This window comes from Tersicoccus solisilvae (assembly GCF_014643255.1).
Taxonomy (GTDB): Bacteria; Actinomycetota; Actinomycetes; order Actinomycetales; family Micrococcaceae; genus Tersicoccus; species Tersicoccus solisilvae.
The window spans coordinates 17,787-41,310 of the sequence record NZ_BMJI01000011.1 but is presented as its reverse complement, the minus strand read 5'-3'; the positions used below and the strand labels follow the sequence as shown (position 1 = coordinate 41,310).

Below are 23,524 nucleotides of genomic sequence, written 5' to 3'. Positions count from 1 at the left end.
GCACGACCGGAAGGAACCGCCATGGCCCAGAAGCTGGCCGAGCAGATCGTCGAGCAACTCATCGAGGCCGGTGTCCGCCGGATCTACGGCATCGTCGGGGACAGCCTCAACCCGATCGTCGACGCGGTGCGCGCCAGCGGCGGCTCGGCGAAGGGGGGCATCGACTGGGTGCACGTGCGGCACGAGGAGGCCGCCGCGTTCGCCGCCGCCGCCGACGCCCAGCTGACGGGCCGGCTGGCGGTGTGCGCCGGCTCCTGCGGCCCCGGCAACCTGCACCTGATCAACGGTCTCTACGACGCGAACCGGTCCGGTGCTCCCGTGCTGGCCATCGCCTCGCACATCCCCAGCTCCCAGATCGGCAGCGGGTTCTTCCAGGAGACCCACCCCGACCGGCTGTTCACCGAGTGCAGCGTGTACAGCGAGATGATCTCGACGCCGGTGCAGTCCCCGCGGGTCGTGCACGCCGCCATCCAGCATGCCCTCGCCCTGCGCGGCGTCTCCGTCATCACCCTGCCCGGGGACATCGCGGACGAGACGGTCACCGCGAAGGCGCCCGCCCCCGCGACCTTCACGCCCGGCGTCCTCTACCCCGACCCGGAGAGCCTGCACGCGCTGGCCGCCGCGATCGACGCGGCGGACAAGGTCGCCATCTTCGCCGGCGCCGGCGTCGCCGGTGCGCACGACGCCGTCATCGACCTGGCCGCGAAACTGCAGGCCCCGATCGGGCACTCCCTGCGCGGCAAGGACTTCATCCAGTACAACAACCCGTTCGACGTGGGCATGACCGGGCTGCTCGGGTACGGCGCCGCCGCGGAGGGCATCCACGACGCGGACCTGCTGATCCTGCTGGGCACCGACTTCCCGTACGACCAGTTCCTGCCCGACACGAGGACGGCGCAGGTGGACCGGGCGGCGCAGCACATCGGCCGGCGCACCGACGTCGACGTCGCCGTCCACGCCGACGTCCTGCCCACCCTGGAGGCGCTGCTGCCGCTGGTGCAGGCGAAGACGTCCAGCCGGTTCCTCGACGCCACGCTGAAGCGGCACGACAAGCTGATGAACAAGGCCGTCGGCGCCTACACCCGGCGAGCGGACCGGCTGGTGCCGATCCACCCGGAGTACGCGGCGTCGATCCTCGACCAGGTGGCCGACGACGACGCGATCTTCACCGCCGACACCGGGATGTGCAACGTCTGGACCGCGCGTTACATCAACCCGCTGGGCACGCGTCGGCTGATCGGCTCCTACCTGCACGGGTCCATGGCCAACGCCCTCCCGCACGCGGTCGGCGCGCAGGTCGCGTTCCCGGACCGGCAGGTGATCGCGGTCGCCGGCGACGGCGGGCTGTCCATGCTGCTCGGCGAGTTGATCACCGTGGCCGCGTACCGACTGCCGGTGAAGATCGTCGTGTTCAACAACTCGACGCTCGGCATGGTCAAGCTGGAGATGCTCGTCGACGGACTGCCCGATTTCGGGGTGGACGTCCCGATGGTCGACTTCGCGGCCCTCGCGGCGAGCCTCGGGTTCCACACCGCCCGGGTGGAGGACCCGAAGGACATCGAGAGCGCCTACCGCGAGGCGTTCGCCCACGACGGCCCGGCGCTGATCGATATCGCCACCGACCCCAACGCCCTGTCCATCCCGCCGAAGATCACCTCCGAGCAGGTGTTCGGTTTCGCGACGGCGATCAGCAAGGTGGTGCTCAACCGGGGCGCCGGCGAGGCCGTGAGCATGGCCCGGTCCAACCTGCGCAACCTCCCCCGCTGACCCCGGCCCCCCTCCCCCTCCCCCTCCCGCCAGGTCGTCAATAGATGCTCCATCCGGCCCCGAATCCGGGGCCGGGTGTGCATCTATTGACGACCTGGCGGGGTGAACCCTGGCGGGGTGGACCCTGCGGGGATCAGGCGGGGTGGACCCCGGCGGGGATCAGGCGGCGGGGACGAGGACGAGCGCGACGACGGCACCGGCGAGCATGAACGGCCCGAAGGGGATGGCCGAGCGCCAGCGCACGCGCCGGGCCAGCAGTAGTGCCGCGCCCACGAGCCCGCCGAGCAGGAAGGCGAGGACGGTGCCGGCGGCGACGTGCGCCCATCCGGCCGCCCCCAGGTGCAGGCCGAGCAGCCCGGCGAGTTTGACGTCACCGAAGCCCATGCCCGGCGGGTGGATGATGCGCAGCAGCAGGTAGCCGCCGAACAGCACGACGCCGCCGGCCAGGGTGCGGACGATCCCGGCGGTTCCGCCGGCGGCCGGGCCGGCGACGGCGAACGCGGCCACCCACAGCAGCGCCGACACCGCCGTGCCCGGCAGCACGAGCCGGTCCGGTAGTCGATGCCGGCGCACGTCGATCACCGTCAGCACCGCCCCGAGCGCCACGAGCCCGGCGCAGGCCAGCGCCGCGAGCAGGCCCGCGAACGCGTGCGCGGCCGTCAGCTCAGCCAGCCGGCCCGGCACGATTCCCCCGTGGACCGATCGTCGTCTCCCCCGACATGACGCGCAGCCTACCGGTCGGCCGCGGCCGCCGGCGGGGACGGGCTCCGGGTGTGGACAGCGGTCGGCTGGCTAGACTGCGCTCATGTCCGTCCCCCCGTCCCGGGAACCGTCGCCGGACCAGCCCCGCCCGGACCGTCCCGTTCCCGGCCCCATCGACCCGGGCCATGTCGATCCGGTGGCCGCCGCCCGCTTCCGGCGGTTGTGCCGCTCCTCGCCGTGGCGCTGGCGGACGCTGCGGTTCCGGGCGGCTCTGCGCGCCGGCGCGGAACCCGTCGAGGTGCTGGTCCGCCGGCCGCTGGCGCTGCGGGTCGTCTCCGCGACCGGCGAGCTGCTGTACGCCGCCACGTCGGCCCGGCCGGGCACGGGCAGCTACGCCACCCCGGCCCGGCGCTCGTCCTGGCTGATGTCACCGCACCTGGTCACCCCGATGCGCGACCCGGATGGCCTGGTACGCCGCCGCCCGGAGGCCGCCTACGGGGAGGCCTGGTCCGACGACCCGCGGCTGGCCTCCGCCCTGGATCCCGCCCAGCTGGCCGGCAACGCCCCGGCGGCGGCGGAGCTGCCCCACGCCGAGCCGGTCACCGTGCACGCCCTGCGTGAGGTCGCCCACGAGGGCAGGACGGCGCTGGAGGCCGTCGTCTCCCCCGGGCATGCGTACCGGGTCGCGGACCCGGCCGCCGCCCTGCTGGGCCCGGGCCGCAGCACGGTCCGAGTCGACGCCGCCACCGGGGTGTGCGTGCTGGTCGAGCCCGAGGACGACGACGCCGGCCCGTCGCTGTGGCTGCGGATCCTCGGCACGGACGAGTACGCGGGCGACGACGAGTTCCTCGGCGGTCCGTCGTGAGCGACCGCCGGCCGGTGCGGCGCGGGCCGGTCACCCCGGGCCCGCACCGTGCCGGCGGCCCCGTGACCGAGCCGACCCTGCGCGAGGAGCTGCGTCGGCACACCGGCCGCGTGCTGCTCCCGCCGGTGCTCCTCGTCGCCCTCATGTGGGTGATCGAGATCGGGGACCTGCTGCTGCCGCTGCGCCTCGACGCCTTCGGCATCCGGCCCCGGCAGCTGGACGGCCTGTGGGGGGTGCTGACCGCGCCGTTCCTGCACCTGGGCTTCGCGCACCTGCTCGCGAACAGCGGCGCGTTCCTCGTCCTCGGTGTGCTCGTCGGGCTGGTCAGCGGGCGATTCTGGACGGTGTTCGCCGGCGTCACCGTGCTCGGCGGCCTCGGCACCTGGCTGATCGGCGGCGCGGGCAGCGTGCACGTGGGCGCGAGCGGCGTCGTCTACGGCTTCGCGGCGTTCCTGGTGGCCTACGGGCTGGCGGCCCGACGGGTCGGCGCGGCGCTGGCCGCGCTCGTCGTCGTGCTGCTCTACGGCGGGCTCGCAGCGGGCATCCTTCCGCTCAACCCGTTCGTCTCGTGGCAGGGGCACCTGTGCGGCGCCGTCGCGGGCGTCGTCGTCGGGCTGGCCCTGGCCCGCCGGCGGGCCCCGGGTGCACCGCACTGAGAGGGCTACCGATCGATGCCCTCCAGGAGCTCCGTGACCAGCGCCGCGATCGGGGACCGCTCGGACCGGGTCAGGGTGATGTGCCCGAACAGCGGGTGCCCCTTGAGGGACTCGACGACGGCGGCGATGCCGTCGTGTCGGCCCACCCGCAGATTGTCCCGCTGCGCGATGTCGTGCGTGAGCACCACCTTCGAGTTCTGCCCGATCCGGGACAGCACGGTCAGCAGCACGTTCTTCTCCAGCGACTGGGCCTCGTCGACGATGACGAACGCGTCGTGCAGGGACCGGCCGCGGATGTGCGTCAGGGGCAGCACCTCGAGCATCCCCCGGTCGATGACCTCCTCGACGACCTCCTGGGAGACGAGGGCGCCGAGCGTGTCGAACACCGCCTGCGCCCAGGGGCCCATCTTCTCCTGCTCGGAGCCGGGCAGGTAGCCGAGCTCCTGGCCGCCGACGGCGAACAGCGGCCGGAACACGACCACCTTGCGGTGGGCCCGGCGCTCCAGCACCGCCTCCAGCCCGGCGCACAGGGCGAGCGCGGACTTGCCGGTGCCGGCGCGACCGCCGAGGGAGACGATGCCGACGGTCTCGTCGAGCAGCAGATCGATCGCCAGCCGCTGCTCGGCGGAGCGCCCGTGCAGACCGAACACGTCCCGGTCCCCGCGGACCAGCCGCGCGGTCCCGTCGGCATGGACCCGGCCGAGCGCGGACCCGCGGGCGGAGGTGAGGACGAGGGTGGTGTTGACCGGGAGCGGCGCCCCGGTGGTCGGGTCGGCGTCCAGGGCCACCGGCTCGTGGTCGTACAGCGCCGCCATCTGCGTCTCGTCCAGCGCCACCTCGGCCAGCCCGGTCCAGCCCGAGTCCTTGGACTGCTCGTGCAGGTACTCCTCGGCGGCCAGCCCGATCGCGGACGCCTTGACCCGCATCGGCAGGTCCTTCGAGACGACGGTGACGTTGTGCCCCTCGTCGGCGAGGTTGCGGGCGACGGCGAGGATCCGCGTGTCGTTGTCACCGAGCCGGAACCCGGCCGGCAGCACCTCGGCGGAGATGTGGTTCAGCTCGACCCGCAGGGTGCCGCCCTCGTCGCCCAGACGCACGGGCTCGTTCAGGGTGCCGTGCGCGATCCGCAGGTCGTCCAGCAGGCGCAGGGCCTTCCGGGCGAACCAGCCCAGCTCGGGATCGTGCCGCTTCTTCTCCAGTTCGCTGATGACGACGACGGGGAGCACGACGTCGTGCTCCGCGAAGCTGTAGATGGCGCGCGGGTCCGAGAGCAGCACGGACGTGTCGATGACGATGCAGCGCACCGCCGCATCGGGCTGGTTCTCCAGCGGCCGGTTGCCGCGCGACGTGCGCGCCGGACGGTGGTCCCGGGCGCCGGGCGTCTCCTCCCGCGAGGTGGTCGACTCCTGCGCTGGTGACTGCGATGTTGCCACGATTCGCTCCCGCCCCGGGCCACGACCGCGACCCGGATCGCTCGTCAGATCGGATCCGGGACGCCCGGGAGCCGGGTCGGCCCCCGTCCAGGCGCGACGCCGGCCGCGGATCCGTCGGGTCGCGCCGGGACGGTGTCCCGCCGGCCCGGACCGGGTCCGAGGATGCGTTGCGTCATCGTGAGCCTCCCGCACCGGGCGGCGGTCGTGCCGCCCGATGCACCGAATCTAGGCCTCGGCGTCGCCGCGCCGGGAAGCCACGCCGTGAGCCGCGCGTGAACGACCGGTGAACACGACGGTCGGCCGCGCACGGCGCCGGTGCCCGCCCGTCAGGAGCCGAAGCGGCGCTGCCGGCGGGCGTAGTCGCGCAGCGCGCGGAGGAAGTCGATGCGCCGGAAGTCCGGCCACAGGGCCTCGCAGAAGTAGAACTCGCTGTAGGCGCTCTGCCACATCAGGAACCCGGAGAGGCGCTGCTCCCCCGAGGTACGGATCACCAGATCCGGGTCGGGCTGACCCCGGGTGTACAGGTAGGCGGAGATCTGCTCGACGGACAGCTCCTCGGCCACGCCGGTCAGGTCCTTGCCCGCCGCCGCGGCGTCCCGGAGCAGCTCGCTGACCGCGTCGACGATCTCCCGCCGGCCGCCGTACCCGACGGCGACGTTCACGTGCAGGCCGTCGGCGGCGCCGGTCCGCTCCGCGAGGGCCCGCAGCCGTGCCGCGAGGTCGGCCGGGAGCACGTCGGGGGCGCCCACCGGGTGCACCCGCACGGTCGGGTCCTCGGCGATCCGGTCCAGCGTGTTGCCGATGATGGCGAGCAGGTCGTCCAGTTCCGCACTGTCGCGGGTGAGGTTGTCCGTGGAGAGCATGTACAGGGTGACGACCTTGATCCCGAGCTCGGAGCACCACCGGAGGAACTGGTGGATCTTGTCCGCGCCGGCCTGGTGGCCGTGCTTGGTGGGGGCCCCGGCCAGGGCCGCCCAGCGCCGGTTGCCGTCGACCATGACGCCGATGTGCTCCGGCAGCGGCGACCGCATCACCTGCCGCGCGAGCCGCTGCTCGTAGAGGTCGTAGAGCGGGGTCCGCCGCGCCGGCCGCTCGTCCGCTCTGCTCAACGGGTCCTCCTCCTCCACCCGGCCGCTGCTGATCCGTTCGCCTCGCCACCCGCCCGCGGCGGGGTCGGCGAACCCGTTCACACTATCGCGCAGCGCGCCGGCCACCGCGGACGGGCGCGTGGGGGTGGTGCCCAGCCCGCCCCGTTAGCATGTGCCCGTGCCTTCCCACTCGGTGACCCCCGCCCCGCTTCCCGGTTCCGCCGCGCGCGGGTCGTCCGGTGGTGCCCGCCCGGCGCGCCGTCCCGCGGGCGAGGGAGCCCCGCCGTCGTCGCCCGTGGACGCCGCCGTGGACACGGTCGCCGGGTTGCTCGAGAAGCCCCGGTTGCGCGGCTGGATCCACCTGGGCATGACCCCGCTGGCCCTGGCCGCCGGCATCGTGCTGATCGCGCTCGCCCCGACCGCGGCGACCCGGTGGGCGTCGGCGGTGTTCGCGTTGACCGGTGTGCTGCTGTTCGGCACCAGCGCCACCTACCACCGGGGCAACTGGGCGCCGCGGACGAGGCTGCTGCTCAAGCGGCTGGACCATGCGAACATCTCGCTCGTCATCGCCGGCACGTACACCCCGATCGCCGTGACGCTGCTCCGCCCCGATCGTGGCGCGGTGCTGCTGGGGGTGATCTGGACCCTCGCCGTGGCCGGCGTGATCTTCCGGGTGGTGTGGACCCACGCGCCGCGCTGGCTGTACGTGCCGATCTACGTCCTGCTCGGCCTCGTGGCGGTGCTCTACCTGGGCGAGTTCTGGGCGATCAACCCCGCGGTCACGATCCTCATCGCCGTGGGCGGGATCGCCTACATCGTCGGGGCCGTGTGCTACGGGTTCAAGCGGCCGAACTTCAGCCGTGACTGGTTCGGGTTCCACGAGGTGTTCCACGTGCTGACGGTCGTCGGCTTCACCTGCCATTTCGTCGGCATCATGATGGCGGTGCTCGCCAGCCGCTGACGGGCGAGCGGGTCAGCCGTCCGGCTGGGCCCGCAACCGGTCGGTCACCGGTCCAGCTGCGCTCGCAGCTGCGCCTCGGTCCCCACCGGCAGGTCGCACACCATCGCCCGGCACACGTAGGCGCGGGCGACGCCGCCGGGGCCGGTGGGCCGGCCGCGCAGCAGCGGCACCCGGCTCGCCCGGGCCGACGTCGTGCCGTCCCCCACGGCGAGCACGAGCGCCGGTGCCGGGTGGACGGCGGCGACCTTCCGCAGCGCGGAGCGCATCACCGAGTCCTGACCGACGACGGCGATCTGCGTGGGCCCGGCGAGCAGCACGGTGGCCGCGGCCAGGCCGGCGCCGACCACCTGCGGGGCCTGGGTCGCCAGCCGGCCGACGTAGCCGATCAGTTGTTCGGCGACGGAGCGGTGCTCGATCGACCCCGAGTACGCCGAGGCCAACGTGCAGGCCAGGGCCAGGGCGGCGGTTCCGCTCGGCACGGCGTCGTCGAGCGGGTCGACCGGCGCCTCGCCCGCCAGGGCGGCGGGACCGGACGCTGCGCCCTCCCGGCCGGCCGGGACGTCCTGCAGGGAGCCGGCGACGACGAACCGGTCGAGCGCCGTGTCCAGCAGGCGCGTCGCCCGCTCGTACCAGCGCTCGTCGCCGGTCGCGGAGAACAGGGTGAGGAACCCGGTGACGCAGTGGGCGTAGTCCTCCAGCTGCCCCTCCCCCACCCGCACGGTGCCCGCGGCGGACATCCGGTGCAGGACGAGCGCGCCGTCCGTCTCGTGCACGTGCACCCGCCACAGGTGCTCCGCCGCCGCGACGGCAGCAGCGGCGAAGTCCGGCCGGTCCAGGGCGAGAGAGGCCTCGCTGAGCGCCGCGATGGCCATCCCGTTCCACCCGGCCACGACCTTCTCGTCACGGCCCGGCTGGGGCCGCGCCCGGCGGGCACGTCGCAGTGCGGGGCGCACCCCCTCGAACAGGGCCCACTCCTCGCGATTGAGCTCGAGCCGGGGGTGCAGGGGCCAGCCGTACTCGGTGGGCTGCGGTCCGGTGCCGACGTTCATCAGCACCGCCACGTCCTGCGCGTCGTCGCCGACCACCTCGGCCAGCTGCGCGGGCGTCCAGACGTAGGTGAGCCCCTCGAAGTGGTCGCCCGCGAGCTCCGTGTCGGCGTCGAGGGAGGACGCGAACCCGCCGTCGGGCAGGCCCAGCTCCCGGATCATCCACTCCCCGGTCTCGGTGGCGATCCGGGCGCCGAGGTAGCCCTCGTGCCGGTGTCGGGCGCCGAGCCGGGACCACTGCAGGTAGACCTGCAGCAGCTGGGCGTTGTCGTAGAGCATCTTCTCGAAGTGGGGCAGGGACCAGTCGGCCGTCACCGAGTAGCGGGCGAAGCCGCCGTCGAGCTGGTCGTAGAGGGCGGATGAGGCCATTGCCGTGAGGGTGCGAGCCAGCAGGTCCTCGGCGGTCTCGACGGCCGCCGCGTCGTCCCCGCGCGCCCCCGTGGAGGCGTAGCGGGCGAGGAAGGAGAGCAGCGGCGAGCCGGGGAACTTGGGGGCGCCCCCGAAGCCGCCGTGCTCGGTGTCCTCCGTGGCGGCGAGCGCCTCGACGGCCTCCGCGAGGACGCCGGGCCGCAGCAGCGAGCCGGTGGCCGTCGTCGGCTCGCCGGTGACGGAGAGCTGGCCGATCAGATCCCGGTTCAGCGCCTGCGCCCGGCCGAGGCTGGTGGCGAGCGACTGAGCGGTCGTCTCCAGTTCGGAGCGCCGCTGGGCCCAGGCCTCCTGGACGGCGACGAGCAGCTGGCCGAACGACGGGCGGCCGGCGACCGGCCGGGGCGGGAAGTAGGTGCCGGCGTAGAAGCAGCGGCCGTCGGCGTCGGTGAAGACGGTCATGGGCCAGCCGCCCTCGCCGGTGAGGGCCTGGGTGGCGGCCATGTACATGGCGTCGACGTCCGGGTGCTCCTCGCGGTCCACCTTGACGGCGACGAAGTTGGCGTTCAGGTACGCCGCCACCGCGGCGTCGGAGAAGGACTCGGCGGCCATCACGTGGCACCAGTGGCACGCGGCGTAGCCGATCGAGACCAGCACGGGGACGTCCCGCTCGGCGGCCGCGGCGAACGCCTCGGGCCCCCACGGCCACCAGTCGACGGGGTTGTCGGCGTGCTGGCGCAGGTAGGTCGACGCGCTGTCGGCCAGCCGGTTCACCGGCGTGTCCGCCCCGGCTGACCGGTCACCGGTCCGGTGTCGCGCCATCCGTCACCGTCCGCCGGACCCCCGTCGGGGCCGACGTCCGGGCCGTCGCCGGGACCGGACCCGCCGTCGGCGCCCCCTTCACCGCGTTCGGCGGCGGCGCGCTCCTCGAGCATGGCCCGGTGCCGGATCCGCCGCAGCCGTTTGTTCATGGACCGGATCAGCAGCAGCCCGGCCACGGCGAGGGCGAAGGTCGCGAGGAACCCCAGCGTCCCCGGGGTCACCTGCTCGAACGACAGCCCCGGCTTGAGCCCGCCGTTCGACGGGGTGGGCGTGGGGCTGGGCGTGGTGGCCAGGACGAGGCTGAGGAGCATGGGGGCTTTCTTCTCTGCGGACCCGCGAGAAGCGGCGGGTCACGGACGGACGGCCCGCCCGGCGGGCCGTCCCTCCATCGTAGTGGCCCGGGATCAGGCCGCCGGGTCGGGTTCGACCCCCGCGAACAGGTCGGTCTCGGGCAGCTCGGTGGGCACCCGGGCGTCGATGAGGGTGTACTCCTCCCACGGCCACACCTCACGCTGCAGGTCCAGGCCCACGGCGAAGAAGAACCCGTCCGGGGCGACCTGCGACCGGTGCGACCTCAGCGCGGCGTCACGGGTCTCGAACCAGTCGGCGCACTCGATCCGCGTCGTGGTCTCGTGGGTGAGCCCCGGCGGCGGGTTCCCCTCGGCGTCGGTCTGCATGCGCTTGGCGATCCACTCGGCGAAGGGCGACTCGATGCCCTGCTGCTCCATCGCGTCGTGCAGCGCCCGGAAGCGAGCGGGGTTGAAGGCGTGGTCGTAGTACAGCTTCGACGGCGCCCACGGCGCCCCGGTGCCGGGATACCGGTCCGGGTCCGCGGCCGCGTGGTAGGCCTCGACCGCCACCCGGTGCGCCATGATGTGGTCGGGGTGGGGGTAGCCGCCGTTCTCGTCGTAGGCGAGGACGACGTGCGGCCGGAAGCGCCGGACGAGCCGCACCAGCGGGGCGGCGGCCCGCTCGAGCGGCATCATCGCGAAGCTGTGCTCGTGCAGGTCCGGCGGCGGGTCCCCCTCCGGCAGCCCGGAGTCGGCGAAGCCCAGCCACTGCTGGGAGATGCCCAGGGCCGCGGCCGCATTCGCCATCTCCTCCCGGCGCAGCCCCGGCAGGTCGCGGTGCGCACGCGGCTCGGACGCCAGCGCCGAGTTGAGGATCGACCCCTGCTCGCCGCCCGTGCAGGTGGCGACCATCACCTCGACCCCGGCGTGCACGTACTTCGCCATGGTGGCGGCACCCTTGCTGGACTCGTCGTCCGGGTGGGCGTGCACGGCGAGCAGCCGCAGCGAGCCGGGGGGAACGGATTCGGGCACGAAGCACTCCTGCACAGGTCGGGACGGGGCGGCGGTGTCACCACGGCGGCCGGTCGAGCGCCGCGGCCGGGATAGGCTGGACGGAGCCCGTCGTGGCCGTCCCGTGCCGCCGGCACGGGTCGGGCGGGACGATCCACCACCCGTGACCGCGAAGTGAGAGCGCCCACGTGAGCACCCCCGAGTCGATGACCAGTCCCACCTTAGTCACTCGCTACGGAGCGCCCAAGCGGCGGCTGGACCGCCGCGGCCGGCGGCTGCTCGTCGTCGTCGCCCTCGTCCTGGCGGTGGCCGCGACCGCCCTGGTCGCCCTGGTGGTCAACCGGCCCACCATCTCCTCCAAGGACGTCGGCTTCGACGTGCGGGACCCGTCGTCCATCGTCGTCGACGTCGACGTCGTCGTCCCCGAGGGGCAGCGCGGTCGGTGCGGGGTCCAGGCGCTGGACGAGCGGTTCACGGTGGTCGGCTACACGGAGATCGACGTCACCGGCACGGATGACGGTGGCAGCGCCCACCGCGTGCCGATGCGCACGACGTCCCTCGCCGTCAACGGTGGCGTGAACCGCTGCTGGCCGCTGCCCTGAGGGCCGCCGGTTCCCCATCCCCGCCCGCCGTCGCGGCCGACGCGCGTCCACCCGGTCGGACCGTCGATGCCTCGTTCCGCGCCCCGGCTCGCTAGACTGGACGGAATACGCTTCGCCCCGCTGGTGAAGGTGACGGTCGTGACCGACACCGGCGGGGTTCCTTTTTTGGGGGTCCGGCACCGGTCCGTCCCGCCGGTCGGATCGCACGACCGGACAGGCGAAGCGACACCGCACCGGCCGGACCGACCGGCCGACGGCCACCCGCACGACAAGGAGTATCGCGTGACCACCAACAGCGCCGCCTCGTCCCCCTGGCTGACCCAGGACGCCTATGACCGCCTGCAGGCCGAGCTGGAGCACCTCTCCGGCCCCGGCCGCGCCGACATCGTGGCCCGCATCGAGGCGGCCCGGTCGGAGGGCGACCTGAAGGAGAACGGCGGCTACCACGCGGCCAAGGAGGAGCAGGGCAAGGCGGAGGCCCGGATCCGGCAGCTCACCGAGCTGCTGAAGAACGCGCACGTGGGCGAGGCCCCGGCCGACGACGGCATCGTCGAGTCCGGCATGGTCGTCACCGCGCTGATCGCCGGGGACGAGGAGACGTTCCTGCTGGGCAGCCGCGAGGTCGCCGTCGGCACGGACCTGAGCGTGTTCAGCGAGAAGTCTCCGCTGGGCGCCGCCATCCTCGGCCTGAAGAAGGGCGACTCGACGCACTACACGGCGCCGAACGGCAAGGACATCGCCGTGGAGATCGTCGAGGCGAAGCCGTACAGCGGCTGAGCCCGCGCCGCAAGCACCCGCGCGAACGGCCGGTCACCCCACGGGGTGACCGGCCGTTTCCGCGGGGAGCCGGCCATGCCGCCGGCCGGCTCCGTCGGGGATGGACTCAGCTGTGGATGACCTGGGGGTCGTAGCCCTCGTCGCGCAGCGCCTGGAGGATCTGCTCGGCGTGCTCGGCGCCCTTCGTCTCCATGAAGATGGTGATGGCGACGTCGCCCATGCTGATCGAACCGCCGATGCGGGTGTGGTCCACGCCGGTGACGTTGGCGTCGTTCTCGGCGATGATCCGCGAGATGGTGGCGAGCGAGCCCGGCCGGTCGTCGAGCATGATCCGCACCTGCAGGAAGCGGCTGGCCGCCGAGAGCCCGCGCTGGATCACCTTGAGCATGAGCATCGGGTCGATGTTGCCGCCCGAGAGGACCGGCACCGTGACGCCGGGGTTCTCGATGCGTCCCTCCATCAGGGCGGCGACGCCCACCGCGCCGGCGGGCTCGACGACCATCTTCGAGCGTTCCAGCAGGAACACCAGGGCCCGGGCGAGGGCGTCCTCGCTGACGGTGACGACGTCGTCGACGAGCTCCTTGATGATGGAGAACGGCAGCTGGCCGGGCTGCCCGACGGCGATGCCGTCGGCGATGGTGGAGACCTTCGTGAGCGGCACCAGCGCGTCCGCGGCCAGAGACGGCGGGTAGGCGGCGGCGTTCTCGGCCTGCACGCCGATCACGCGGATCTGCCGGCCTGCCCGCTCGGCCTCGTGCTTGAGGGCGACGGCGAGGCCCGCGAGCAGCCCGCCGCCGCCGACGCCCACCAGCACGGTCTCGACGTCGGGCACCTGTTCGATGATCTCCAGGCCGACCGTGCCCTGACCGGCGACGACGTCGACGTTGTCGAAGGGGTGCACGAACACGGCGCCGGTCTCGGTGGCGTACCGCTGCGCCTCGGCGAGGGCCTCGTCGACGGTGGCGCCGTGCAGCACGACCTCGGCCCCGTGGTCCTGCGTCGCCGCGAGCTTGGGCAGGGCGACCCCGAGGGGCATGTAGATGCGGGCCCGCATGCCCAGGTGCTTGGCCGCGACGGCCACGCCCTGGGCGTGGTTCCCGGCCGACGCGGCGACCACGCCGCGCGCCCGCTCCTCGGGCGCGAGCCGGGCCATCCGGGTGTACGCGCCGCGGACCTTGAAGGAGCCTGCGCGCTGCAGGTTCTCGCACTTGAGGTAGACGGGCGACCCGGTGATCCGGGCGAGCGCCCGCGAATGCTGGATCGGCGTCTTCTCGATGAGCCCCGCCTGCAGCTCACGCGCCGCGACGACGTCCTCGTACCGGACCTGCAGGTCCGCCAGGCTCGCCCGGCTCATCGGTCGTCCCTGGCCCCGCTGGCGGTGGCACCCGCGACGTCCTCGTCACCGCGCCGGGCCGCCCGCTCGGGGTCCGGGTCGGCGGCGTCGGAGCCGGTCGCGTTGACCGCCGCCGTCGTCTCGTCCGCACCGGACCGGGTGTGGGTGTCCCGCTGTCGGGCGGTGTCGTCGGCGTGCCGGCCATAGCCGTCCGCGCCGGAGCCGAGCAGCAACGGATCCGTCTCCCACTGGCGACCGGCCAGGTAGCGGATCACGGTGTTGACGACGGCGAGCAGCGGCACGGAGAACAGGGCCCCGGCGATGCCGGCCACCATCGACCCGCCGGTGACGGCGAGGACCACGGCCAGCGGGTGCAGGGACACGGCCCGGCCCATGATCAGCGGCTGCAGGATGTGGCCCTCGATCTGCTGCACGAGCAGGACCACGGCGAGCATGATGACCGCCTGCACCGGGCCCAGCGCCACGAGGGCGAGCAGGACGGCGACGCTACCGGTCACCAGGGCGCCGATGATCGGGATGAACGAGCCGAGGAAGACCAGGACGGCCAGCGGGACGGCCAGCGGCACGCCGATGATCAGGGCGCCCGCTCCGATGCCGATCGCGTCGATGGCGGCGACGAGGATCTGCACGCGCACCCAGGAGACCATCGACTGCCAGCCGCGCCGGCCGGCACCGTCGGCACCGGGACGGGCACGGCGGGGCAGCATGCCGACGACGAAGCGCCAGATCCGGTCGCCGTCGAGCAGGAAGAAGATGAGGGAGAAGATGGTCAGCAGCAGGCCCGCGGCGACATGGCCGGCGGTGCTGCCCACGGACGCGGCGCCCGAGAGGATGGTGCCGCTGTTGTTCTGCAGGCTGTCCACCCCCTGCTGGACGTACCGGTCGATCTCGGCGGTGGAGAGCTGCAGCGGGCCGTTCTGCACCCAGGCCATCAGCTGCTCGTAACCGGCGCGCGCCTGGCCCCACAGATCGGAGATGCCCGAGACGATCTGCCGGCCGACGAGCGTCAGGGCCCCGGCGACGATGGCGATGAACCCGATCTCGACGATGGCGACGGCCAGGCCCTTGGGCACCTTGTTGCGGTGCAGCAGGCGCACCAGGGGGGAGAGCAGGCCGGCGAGCAGCGCGGCGATCATCAGCGGGATGATCAGGACGCTGAAGAAGGCGACCACCCAGGACAGGCCCCAGGCGACCAGCACGATCATGCCCAGCCGCCACGACCAGGCCGCGCCGATGCGCAGCGCGTAGGGCACCTCGTCATTGGCGGGCTGGAAGGACGGGTCGGGGGGCGTGGTGGCCGGGGTCTCGCCGCGGAGTCCACTGAAAAGTCCCATGCGCTCCATCTTCGCCCCTCGTGAGGCAGATCGCTCAATCACGACGCCCGGCGGCGGCGGTGTCGCGGGGCGGCCGGGTGCCGGGAATGTCGGCTCAGGCGGTCAGGCGGCGGATGCCCCACGTGATGGTCAGGTCCTCCCCGGGTGCGAGCCAGCGCAGCCCGTCACCGGAGTTGAACGCGTTCGCCGGGGCGCTCATCGGCTCGATCGCGACGGCCAGGGGCAGGCCCGGGGTGTCGTCGGTGACGAACACGTGCACCCACCGGCACTCCGGACCCGTCCACAGCTGCACCCCGGTGCCGTCCGGGGCGCGCAGCTCGTGCCGGTGCTCCCCGTCGGTCGCCGTCAGATCGGTGTACGCGCTGTCCGTGCGCAGGCCGCCGATCCGTACCCCGCCGCGCAGGTCGTGCTCACAGGCGACGGGCTCGGTGCCCGTCGGGATCAGGGTCTGCGGGTCGGCGACGACGCGGGTGGCCGCCTCCACCCGCAGGGTCAGGTCCTCGACGGGGACGGCTCCGACCCGCAGGTAGGGATGGGCCCCGAGGGCGGCCGGCGCCGTCCCGCTGCCCCGGTTGGTCAGCCGTTGGCGCACGCTCAGCGCCCCGTCGTCGGCGACCGCGTAGTGCACGTCGTGGATCAGGTGGAACGGGTAGCCGTGTTGCGGGTAGATGCCGGCCGAGAGGGTGACCGAGTCGGCCCGGTGCTCGATGGGCGTGTAGCCGGTGTTGCGGAGCAGCCCGTGACTGGCGTTGCCGCGGGACGGCTCGGTGATGTCCAGCTGCTGGGTCTTCGTCCCGCCGTCGGGCAGGCGCTGGGTCCAGCGGCCGGCGGCGATCCGGTTCGGCCACGGGGCCAGGGTGATGCCCGCGGCGCCCGGGGCGATGGCGTCATCGGGGTACGTCTCGGTCAGGGCCGTGCCGTCGACCTCGAACAATCGCAGGCCGGCGGCGAGTTCGGTGATCACGGCGCGGGTGTCCCCCGCGGCGATCTCGTACTGCTCGCCCGTCGCGGGCCGGGTCGATGCCGTCATGCGCTCACGGTACCCGGCGCGCCGGCGCCGGAGACAGGGGCGGTGCGCCGCACGTGCAGCAGCAGGGCCTGCTCGGGGTTGAGCACGGGCAGGGTGAGGCCGGCGTTCGCCAGGGCCGCGCCGGACACGCCCGTCAGGCGCGGCACCCAGGCCGGGCTGCGCTTCTCCTTCAGCGTGTGGTCCTCCGCGCCATGGCCGGCGGCCGGGTCGGTGGGGGCGTGGAAGTCCGCCGGTCCGGGGTGCAGCGGGTCGACCAGCTCGACGTCGTACGTCCCGTCCGGGTCCAGGCCCGGCAGGGGCTGCGGGCCGGGCGCCGCGTCCGGGCTCGTGCCGGTCGCGACCACCGCGTACAGGGCGGCGCCGGCGTCCGGAGCGACGACGCCGTGGATGCCCAGCCCCGTGCCGGGGGTATCCGCCCGGACGCTGGTGCCGCCGTGCAGCAGCGCGCGGTGGCGCCGGTAGAGCCCGATCACGTGCCGCAGTTCGTCCCGCTCACGCGGGCCGGTCCGGCGGATGTCCCACTCCAGCCCGAGATGGCCGAAGAGGGCGGTGACGGCGCGGAACCCGAGGGCGTGGGTGCGGCCGGACGAGTGGGCGGTGGGCGGGCCGATGTGGGCGCCGATCAGCTCGGGCGGCAGCAGCAGGCCGGTGTACTGCTGGATGGTCTGCCGTTCGAGGGCGTCGTTCGAGTCGGACGCCCACACCCGGTCGGTGTGCTCGAGCACCGCCAGGTCGACGCGGGCCCCACCCGAGGAGCAGCTCTCGATCTCCAGGCCCGGATGCCGGCGCTTCAGCTCGGCCATCAGGGCGAGCCCGGCCGCCGTCTGGGCGTGGGCGGCGGCCCGGCCGCCGTGGCCGAGTTCGGTGTGGTCGCGGTTCTGGTCCCACTTCAGATAGCGGATCGGGTAGGTGGTCAGCAGCGCGTCCAGCGTCCCGAGCACGTACGCGAACGCCTCCGGGTGGACCAGGTCGAGCACCTGCTGGTGCCGCCACGAGGCCGGTGTCCGCCCCGGTCCCGGGCCGGAGATCCAGTCCGGGTGGGCGCGGGCGAGGTCGGAGTCGGGGCTGACCATCTCCGGTTCGACCCAGATCCCGAACTCGAGGCCGAGCCCGGTGACGTGATCGATCAGCGGGCCGAGTCCGTCGGGCCAGACGGCGGGATCGACCCACCAGTCCCCCAGCCCCGCGGTGTCGTCGCGGCGATGGCCGAACCACCCGTCGTCGAGGACGAAGCGTTCGACGCCGATGTCGGCGGCGACGTCGGCCAGCTCGGTCAGGGCGGCGAGGTCGTGCCGGAAGTACACGGCCTCCCACGTGTTGAGGATGACCGGACGGGGCGTGGCCGGGTGCTGCGGGCGGCCCCGCACCCACCGGTGGAAGGCGGCGGCGACGCCGTCGAGTCCGGCCTCGGCGCAGGCGCCGAACAGCGTGGGCGTGCGGTACTCCTCCCCCGGGGCGAGCTCGATCTCCCCCGGGCCGAGCAGCTCGCCACCGCCGAGCCGGCGGGACGGGTCCGGCAGGCGCTCGGCGAACACCTCGGTGTCCCCGCTGGCGGCCAGGTGCACGGCCCACACCCGGCCGCGGCGGTGGGCGAAGCCCTCCTCGCCGGCACAGAGGACGGTGGGCGCATCGTGCCCGGTGCGGCCGTGCCGGCCGGCGCGCACCCAGGCGCCCTGGGCGAAGGGCAGCCGCTGCGGGTGCCGCTCGCGGGTCCAGGTGCCGGTCAGGTCCATCAACTCGCGCGCCGCGGGCCCGACCGGCAGGCTCACCTCCAGCCCGGCGAGCTGGTACGGCGTGGCGCCGGTGTTGCGGACGGCCGCGTCGACCCGGACGACGCCGGTGACGCTCAGGTCCAGCGTCCACGTCAGGCCCAGCCCGGCGGCCTCGTCGGCCAGGTCCAGCCGCACCCTCCCGCCGGTCCCGGCGCCGGCCGCGTCGTGCTCGGCCGCGACGTCGACCCGGGACGAGACGACCCGCCAGTGCGGGGAGTAGTCGGTCCCGGCGCGGCTGCCACGCAGAGCCGGGCGCCCCCGCCAGCCGTCCGCGGCGGCCGGCACGATCGGCGCGGTGGCGGGCTCGTCCCAGCCGGAGTGGGTGACCGGGGCGGTGAAGGCGGCCGCCGGGGGCGGCGTCGGGCCGAGGTCCGGCCCCCAGTGCAGGAACGCGGGCACGGCCCGGCCGGCGTCCCCGGTACCGGGCAGGTCCAGCAGGACGCTGACGCCGGCGGCGCGCAGGTACACGAGGCGCGACGGCGTCATGCGGTCCCCCCGGACGGGGTGAGGAACTCGACGGTGAACGTCGCCTCGTGCAGGGTCACCCGGTGCTCGGGTTCGACGTCGACCCCGCAGGAGCGGCTGCCGATGCCGTGCTGGGCGACGTCGAGGTGCAGGTGCAGCACGTCGGACGGGGGCAGCTCGTGCGGGTGGTCGGCCGCCGCGAGCTGCGCCGGCGTGTGCCGCTGGACGTTGACGTTCAGCCAGCCGTCGACGGAGTCCGCCGCGAGCACGCGCACGGTCAGCACCGGTGCCCGGTCGTCGGCGTCCGCTCCGGCATCCGAGAGCAGCTGGAGCCACCGCACGCCGCGGCGGTTGCCGTTCTCCTGCGGGGACGGATAGCTCGTGATGAACTCGTCCAGCGGGAGGCGGTGGCGGCCGACGCGGGCGCCGATCGCGGTGTCCGCGTAGGTCTCCTGCGGGCCGGGACCGAACCACTGGACGGTATCGATGACAGCGGTGTCGATGACGGCGGTATCGATGACAGCGGCCGGACCGGCGGGCAGCGTCACCACGATGCCCTCGCGGGCGACCGGCAGCGGGCGCTCCACGGCGGACCCCTCGGGTGTGATGGTGACGGTCAGGGACACCCCGCCCGGGGTCGGGCGCCACGTCGTCGTCACGCGGGCGGCCGCGTCGCCGGCCGGCTCTCCCCACCGTTCGACGCGGGTCAGCGCGGCGTCCGGAGCGGCGGTCGCCACCCCGTGCACGGCGACGGTGCGGCGCTGCCAGTCCCCGAGCCGGTGCTCGGCCCACGGGGTCGCCGCGGCGACCGGGACCCGGTCCGTGCCGGCGTCGGCGTCCCAGTCGAAGCCGGGGCGGTCGGAGCGGCGGGTGTCCCGCGTCGGTTCGATGGTGCCGCGGTCGTTGTCGGTGGGTGCCCGGTCCAACGCCAGGCCGACACCGAGGACGGGCAGGTTCCCGAGGGAGAGCAGCTCGCCGCCGGCGGAGAAGCCCGCGATCCCGATCCGGCGCACGGTGCCGCGGGGGCCCGGGTCGGTGTCGCCACCGGGGTCCGGCGCGTCCGCTCCACCCGTGGCCGCCACGGCCGCCACGGGGGCGGGTCCCGGCGGCGGGCCCGCCAGCCGGCCCTGACCGACGGCGACCACGTGACCCGCCGGGGCCCAGGCGGCATCCGCCGCGAGCGCGGCGGTGACGACCAGCCAGCTCTCCGGGTGCACGGCGACCGGGGCGCCCGTGCCGGCCGCCGCGGAGGTCCGGCCGGGGGCGACGTCGCCCGGCCGGTGGTCGCCGGGATCGCCGGCGCCGTCGTCGCCGAGGCCCGGAACACCGAGATCGGGGACGGCGGCGATGCCGGTGTCCCCGGCCGCCACGGCGGCCAGGGGCAGGTCCCCCGCGGCGATGGCGACGCCGTCGACCTCGAGCCGCCACGTGAAGCGCAGGTACCCCGTGTCCACGCCGGTGTTGCGGTTGCGGACGGTGACCCGGCCGTCGTCGCCGACCGTGATCCGCACCGGGGCGAAGGTGGACCGCAGGTCCAGCAGCGCCGGGCTCGGCGTGCCGTCGGGGAAGCACACCCCGTCGAGCACGAACGTGCCGTCGTGGACGGGCTCGCCGAAGTCCCCGCCGTGCGCCCAGTACGGGGTGCCGTCGACGGTGGCGGTCGCGATGCCGTGGTCCTTCCACTCCCAGACGAAGCCGCCGGCGAACCGCGGATACCGGTCGATCAGCTGCTCATACCGGGCGAGGCCGCCGGGGCCGTTGCCCATGGCGTGCCCGTACTCGCACAGCACGAAGGGGCGGGTGGCGAGCCGTTCCTGCCCGTCGTCGGGCACGCTGGGGACCAGCTCTCCGGCGAGGACGTGCTCGCACTCCCGGTACGTCGGGTACATCCGCGAGTACACGTCGGTGTAGCGGCTCTCGCGGTCCCCCTCGTAGTGCACCGGCAGCGGGCAGCCGCGCCCCTTCAGCCACGCGCTCATCGCGGCGAGGTTGGCGCCCGTGCCGGACTCGTTGCCCAGGGACACCATCACCAGGCACGGATGGTTCTTGTCCCGTTCCCAGGTCCGGGCGATCCGGTCCAGGTAGGCGTCCCGCCACGCGGGGTCGTCGCTCGGGTTGCGCCGCCACTGCTGGTGCACGAAGCCGTGCGTCTCCAGGTCGCACTCGTCGATCACCCACAGCCCGAGTTCGTCGGCCAGCTCGAGCAGGTGGTGCGCGGGCGGGTAGTGGCTGGTGCGGATCGCGTTGATGTTGTGCCGCTTCATGCGGATCAGCTCGGCACGGGTGAACTCCTCGGTGACGGCCCGGCCGGTGCGCGGGTGGAACTCGTGCCGGTTGACGCCGCGCAGCCGCACCGGGCGGCCGTTGGCCAGCAGCACCGCGTCGCGGATCTCGATCCGCCGGAACCCGGTGCGCAGCGTCACCGTCTCCCCCGGCGCCTCGACGTGCACGGTGTACCGGCGCGGCGCGTCGTCGGACCACGCCTGAACCGGGCCGACCTCGATCCGCTGCCGGTGCGCGCCGAGCGTGACGTCGACGCCGAGCTCGGGCACGTGCAGCCGCGCCGGGAAGGCGTCGGCCGGGGCGGTGACGGTGACGTCGAGGATGCCGGCGCCGGTCCCCGGGTCGAGGTCCGGGGCCAGGTCGACGTCGTCGATGCCGGCCCGCGGGCGCAGCCGCAGGGTGACCGGGCGGAAGATGCCGGGCAGCCACCACTGGTCCTGGTCCTCCAGGTAGCTGGCGGCGCTGAACCGGTGCACCCGGACCTGCAGGACGTTGACGCCGGGGTGGGCGTGGGGGGCGACGTCGAACTCGTGCACCAGGCGGCTGCCGGTGGCCCACCCGACCGGGGTGCCGTTGACCCACACCGCGTCGGCGCCGTCGACCCCGTCGAACCGGGCCAGCAGGGCGCGGGCCTCCTGCCAGCCGTGCAGCGGGTGATCGGCGTCGTCGGGCCCGGGCAGGGTGAACTCGACGCGGTGGTCGCCGACGGCGCTGTCGTCGGGCACGAACGGCGGGTCCACCGGGAACGGGTAGTTCACGTTGGTGTACCAGGGCGAACCCCACGGGCCGCGGCCGGCCGGCTGCCCGCCCTGCAGGACCCAGTGCCCCGGTACGGTGACGCGGTCGGCGTAGGCGTGGCCGGGCTCGGCGTGCTCGCCGGGCATGGCCGGCGCGTCCGTGCGGCGGGCGGTCCAGCGGAACTGCCAGTCCCCGTCGAGGGAGACGCTCGGCGCGGTGGTCTCGACCGCGGCCGCCGGCGGCAGCGCCCCCGCCCCCGGCGCGACGAGGTCCTCCCAGCCGGCGGGCAGCACGTCGGGCCTCACTTGTTGGCTCCGAGCGTGAGCCCCGAGACGAAGTGCTTCTGCAGCAGCACGTAGATCAGCACGGTCGGCAGGGCCACGAGGATGGCCCCGGCGGCGATGAGGTTGTTGTCGGTGAAGAAGTTGCCCTTGAGGTTGTTCAGCGCCGTCGTCACCGGCATCAGGGAGCCGTCGCGCAGCAGCACGAGGGCCCAGAAGAAGTCGTTGTAGATCCACGCGAACTCGAGGGTGGCCAGGGCCGCGAGCGCGGGCCGGGTCAGCGGCAGGATGACGCTCGTGTACTGGCGCCACACGCTCGCCCCGTCCACGAGGGCCGCCTCCGTCAGCTCGTGCGGCAGGGCCCGCATGAAGTTGGACAGCACGAACACGCAGAAGCCCATCTGGAACGCCACGTTGATCAGCACGATGCCGAACTGCGTGTTGTAGATCCCGAGGTTGAGGAACAGCCGGTACAGCGGGGTGATGATGACCTGCTGCGGCAGCAGATTGGCCGCGGTGAAGAACATCAGCAGCCCGATGTTGAGGGCGAAGCTGAAGCGGGAGAGCACGAAGGCGGCGGCGGAGGCGAGCAGCAGCACGATGATCACCGCGGGCACGGCGATGAGCAGGGAGTTGAGGAAGAACCGCGGCATCTGGCCCTGGTTCCACGCCGTGATGTAGTTCTGCAGCGTCAGCGTCGAGGGCAGCGACACGTAGCCCTTCGTCGCGGTCTCGGCATAGGGACGCAGCGACGTGTACAGCGCCCACAGCAGCGGGATCAGCCACAGCACCGCGCAGACGATGAGGAAGACGTGCAGGACGACGCGGGCGGGCCGCAACGGCTTGCGGTGTTCCGCCCCGGCGGGATGGGGGGTCTCGTCCCGTGCGGGACGCCGGCTGTTCGGCGTGGCCGTGGCCGTGCTCATCGGGCGTCCTCCTTCCGGAAGTTCTGGTACAGGTACGTGACGATGAACGCCAGCGAGATGACGAGCAGGATCACCGCGAGCGCGGAACCGAAGCCGATCCGGCTGGCCTCGCCGAGGATGTTGTTGGTGATCAGCACGGAGAGCAGCTCGAGCCCGTTGGTGCCCTTGTTGACGATGTAGACGATGTCGAAGGCGCGCAGCCCCTCGATCACGGTCACGACGAGGACGACGATGTTGATCGGTTTGAGCGTCGGGAACACGACCCGGAAGAACGTCTGGGTCTCGGTCGCGCCGTCGAGGGCGGCGGCCTCCTTCATCTCGGTGTCCACACCCTTCAACCCGGCCAGGTACAGCACCATGATGTAGCCGACGTGCCGCCAGCCGGCGGCCACCAGCACGGCGGGCAGATTGATGGAACTGTCACCGAGCCAGTTGACGTCGGCGCCGGTCAGCTGGTTGATCAGTCCCTGGTCCTGGGAGTAGATGAGCTGCCAGATGAACCCGACGAGGGCGAGGGAGAGCACGACGGGCAGGTAGAACACGCTCTGGTAGACGCGAGTGAACCGGATCTGCTTGTCGAGCATGACGGCGAGCAGCAGGCCGAGCGGCGTGGCGATCAGCAGCAGGAACAACAGCCAGATCACGTTGTGGCTCACCGCCGGCCAGAACGGCGGGTAGATGGTGGTGATCTGCTCGTAGTTGCGGGTGCCGATGAACCGGGGCGGCGTGACGCCGTTCCAGGTCGTGAACGAGAGCACGATCGAGGCGATGGACGGTCCCCAGATCAGGGCCGCGACCAGCAGGGCCGGGACGCCGGCCATGACGGCGAGCACGACCCGGTCGACCACCGTGAGGCGGCGGACCTTCCGGACCGGGCGGGCGGCCGGCGCACGACCGGCGCCGCGGCCGGGCCGGGTGCGTCCCGGTGAGCTGACGGTGGAGCTCATGATGCTGC

At 73.7% G+C, this 23,524-nt stretch carries 19 protein-coding genes; 6 read left to right on the top strand and 13 right to left on the bottom strand.

The window, feature by feature from the left end; genetic code table 11:
• Positions 1-21: 21 nt before the first annotated feature.
• Entirely contained in the window at positions 22-1,767 is a 1,746-nt protein-coding gene (locus IEX22_RS09810; RefSeq protein WP_188668176.1) for a pyruvate dehydrogenase, read from the top strand.
• A 159-nt stretch (positions 1,768-1,926) separates the two neighbouring features.
• Here IEX22_RS09810 and IEX22_RS09805 read toward each other — a convergent pair whose 3' ends face one another.
• Positions 1,927-2,451 carry a prepilin peptidase gene (locus tag IEX22_RS09805; protein ID WP_188668175.1) on the bottom strand — a complete coding sequence of 175 codons (525 nt, stop codon included), beginning with the start codon at positions 2,449-2,451 and terminating at the stop codon, positions 1,927-1,929.
• Positions 2,452-2,572: 121 nt separating this feature from the next.
• On the opposite strand from IEX22_RS09805, the gene IEX22_RS09800 reads away from it, so the two are divergent.
• Entirely contained in the window at positions 2,573-3,334 is a 762-nt protein-coding gene (locus IEX22_RS09800) for a hypothetical protein (protein ID WP_229659925.1), read from the top strand.
• A 62-nt stretch (positions 3,335-3,396) separates the two neighbouring features.
• Positions 3,397-3,990 carry a rhomboid family intramembrane serine protease gene (locus tag IEX22_RS09795; protein ID WP_229659924.1) on the top strand — a complete coding sequence of 198 codons (594 nt, stop codon included), beginning with the start codon at positions 3,397-3,399 and terminating at the stop codon, positions 3,988-3,990.
• A 5-nt stretch (positions 3,991-3,995) separates the two neighbouring features.
• Here the strand turns inward: IEX22_RS09795 and phoH2 are convergent, their stop codons facing one another.
• Together phoH2 and IEX22_RS09785 are read right to left on the bottom strand one after the other, a co-directional pair.
• On the bottom strand, positions 3,996-5,318 hold the full coding sequence (gene phoH2, locus IEX22_RS09790) for an RNA 5'-3' helicase PhoH2 (RefSeq protein ID WP_229659932.1): 1,323 nt from the start codon (positions 5,316-5,318) through the stop codon (positions 3,996-3,998).
• A gap of 431 nt (positions 5,319-5,749) precedes the next feature.
• Positions 5,750-6,532 carry an isoprenyl transferase gene (locus IEX22_RS09785; RefSeq protein WP_188668171.1) on the bottom strand — a complete coding sequence of 261 codons (783 nt, stop codon included), beginning with the start codon at positions 6,530-6,532 and terminating at the stop codon, positions 5,750-5,752.
• 157 nt (positions 6,533-6,689) lie between these two features.
• On the opposite strand from IEX22_RS09785, the gene trhA reads away from it, so the two are divergent.
• Positions 6,690-7,472, top strand: a complete 783-nt coding sequence (gene trhA / locus IEX22_RS09780) for a PAQR family membrane homeostasis protein TrhA (RefSeq protein WP_438816617.1) — start codon at positions 6,690-6,692, stop codon at positions 7,470-7,472.
• A 44-nt stretch (positions 7,473-7,516) separates the two neighbouring features.
• Here trhA and IEX22_RS09775 read toward each other — a convergent pair whose 3' ends face one another.
• The 3 genes from IEX22_RS09775 to mca all read right to left on the bottom strand — a co-directional run bounded on the left by IEX22_RS09775 (position 7,517) and on the right by mca (position 11,028).
• Positions 7,517-9,658: a thioredoxin domain-containing protein gene (locus IEX22_RS09775; protein ID WP_188668169.1), complete on the bottom strand. Its 2,142-nt coding sequence runs from the start codon at positions 9,656-9,658 to the stop codon at positions 7,517-7,519.
• On the bottom strand, positions 9,655-10,017 hold the full coding sequence (locus IEX22_RS09770; RefSeq protein ID WP_188668167.1) for a hypothetical protein: 363 nt from the start codon (positions 10,015-10,017) through the stop codon (positions 9,655-9,657). Before IEX22_RS09770 ends, IEX22_RS09775 begins: the two co-directional genes overlap by 4 nt.
• Positions 10,018-10,110: 93 nt before the next feature.
• Positions 10,111-11,028: a mycothiol conjugate amidase Mca gene (gene mca, locus IEX22_RS09765; protein ID WP_188668165.1), complete on the bottom strand. Its 918-nt coding sequence runs from the start codon at positions 11,026-11,028 to the stop codon at positions 10,111-10,113.
• A 167-nt stretch (positions 11,029-11,195) separates the two neighbouring features.
• On the opposite strand from mca, the gene IEX22_RS09760 reads away from it, so the two are divergent.
• Both IEX22_RS09760 and greA read left to right on the top strand, forming a co-directional pair.
• The gene (locus tag IEX22_RS09760) at positions 11,196-11,609 is read left to right on the top strand and encodes a DUF4307 domain-containing protein (RefSeq protein WP_188668163.1); all 414 of its coding nucleotides are present in this window, start codon (positions 11,196-11,198) and stop codon (positions 11,607-11,609) included.
• A 282-nt stretch (positions 11,610-11,891) separates the two neighbouring features.
• Positions 11,892-12,386: a transcription elongation factor GreA gene (gene greA, locus IEX22_RS09755; protein ID WP_188668162.1), complete on the top strand. Its 495-nt coding sequence runs from the start codon at positions 11,892-11,894 to the stop codon at positions 12,384-12,386.
• A 106-nt stretch (positions 12,387-12,492) separates the two neighbouring features.
• Here greA and ilvA read toward each other — a convergent pair whose 3' ends face one another.
• From ilvA to IEX22_RS09720, 7 genes are all read right to left on the bottom strand, one after another.
• Complete coding sequence (ilvA, locus tag IEX22_RS09750; protein ID WP_188668160.1) at positions 12,493-13,740, bottom strand: threonine ammonia-lyase; 1,248 nt, start codon at positions 13,738-13,740, stop codon at positions 12,493-12,495.
• Entirely contained in the window at positions 13,737-15,074 is a 1,338-nt protein-coding gene (locus tag IEX22_RS09745; protein WP_188668158.1) for an AI-2E family transporter, read from the bottom strand. The genes ilvA and IEX22_RS09745 overlap by 4 nt, the downstream gene beginning before the upstream one ends.
• A gap of 94 nt (positions 15,075-15,168) precedes the next feature.
• A complete protein-coding gene (locus tag IEX22_RS09740) occupies positions 15,169-16,104 on the bottom strand; it encodes an aldose 1-epimerase family protein (RefSeq protein WP_188668156.1) in 936 nt (311 codons plus the stop codon).
• Positions 16,101-18,362: an alpha-galactosidase gene (locus IEX22_RS09735; protein WP_188668154.1), complete on the bottom strand. Its 2,262-nt coding sequence runs from the start codon at positions 18,360-18,362 to the stop codon at positions 16,101-16,103. Before IEX22_RS09735 ends, IEX22_RS09740 begins: the two co-directional genes overlap by 4 nt.
• The gene (locus IEX22_RS09730; protein WP_229659923.1) at positions 18,359-21,667 is read right to left on the bottom strand and encodes a glycoside hydrolase family 2 TIM barrel-domain containing protein; all 3,309 of its coding nucleotides are present in this window, start codon (positions 21,665-21,667) and stop codon (positions 18,359-18,361) included. Before IEX22_RS09730 ends, IEX22_RS09735 begins: the two co-directional genes overlap by 4 nt.
• Positions 21,664-22,569: a carbohydrate ABC transporter permease gene (locus IEX22_RS09725; protein ID WP_188668152.1), complete on the bottom strand. Its 906-nt coding sequence runs from the start codon at positions 22,567-22,569 to the stop codon at positions 21,664-21,666. Before IEX22_RS09725 ends, IEX22_RS09730 begins: the two co-directional genes overlap by 4 nt.
• Entirely contained in the window at positions 22,566-23,516 is a 951-nt protein-coding gene (locus IEX22_RS09720) for a carbohydrate ABC transporter permease (RefSeq protein WP_188668150.1), read from the bottom strand. Before IEX22_RS09720 ends, IEX22_RS09725 begins: the two co-directional genes overlap by 4 nt.
• Between the last annotated feature and the right edge of the window lie 8 nt (positions 23,517-23,524).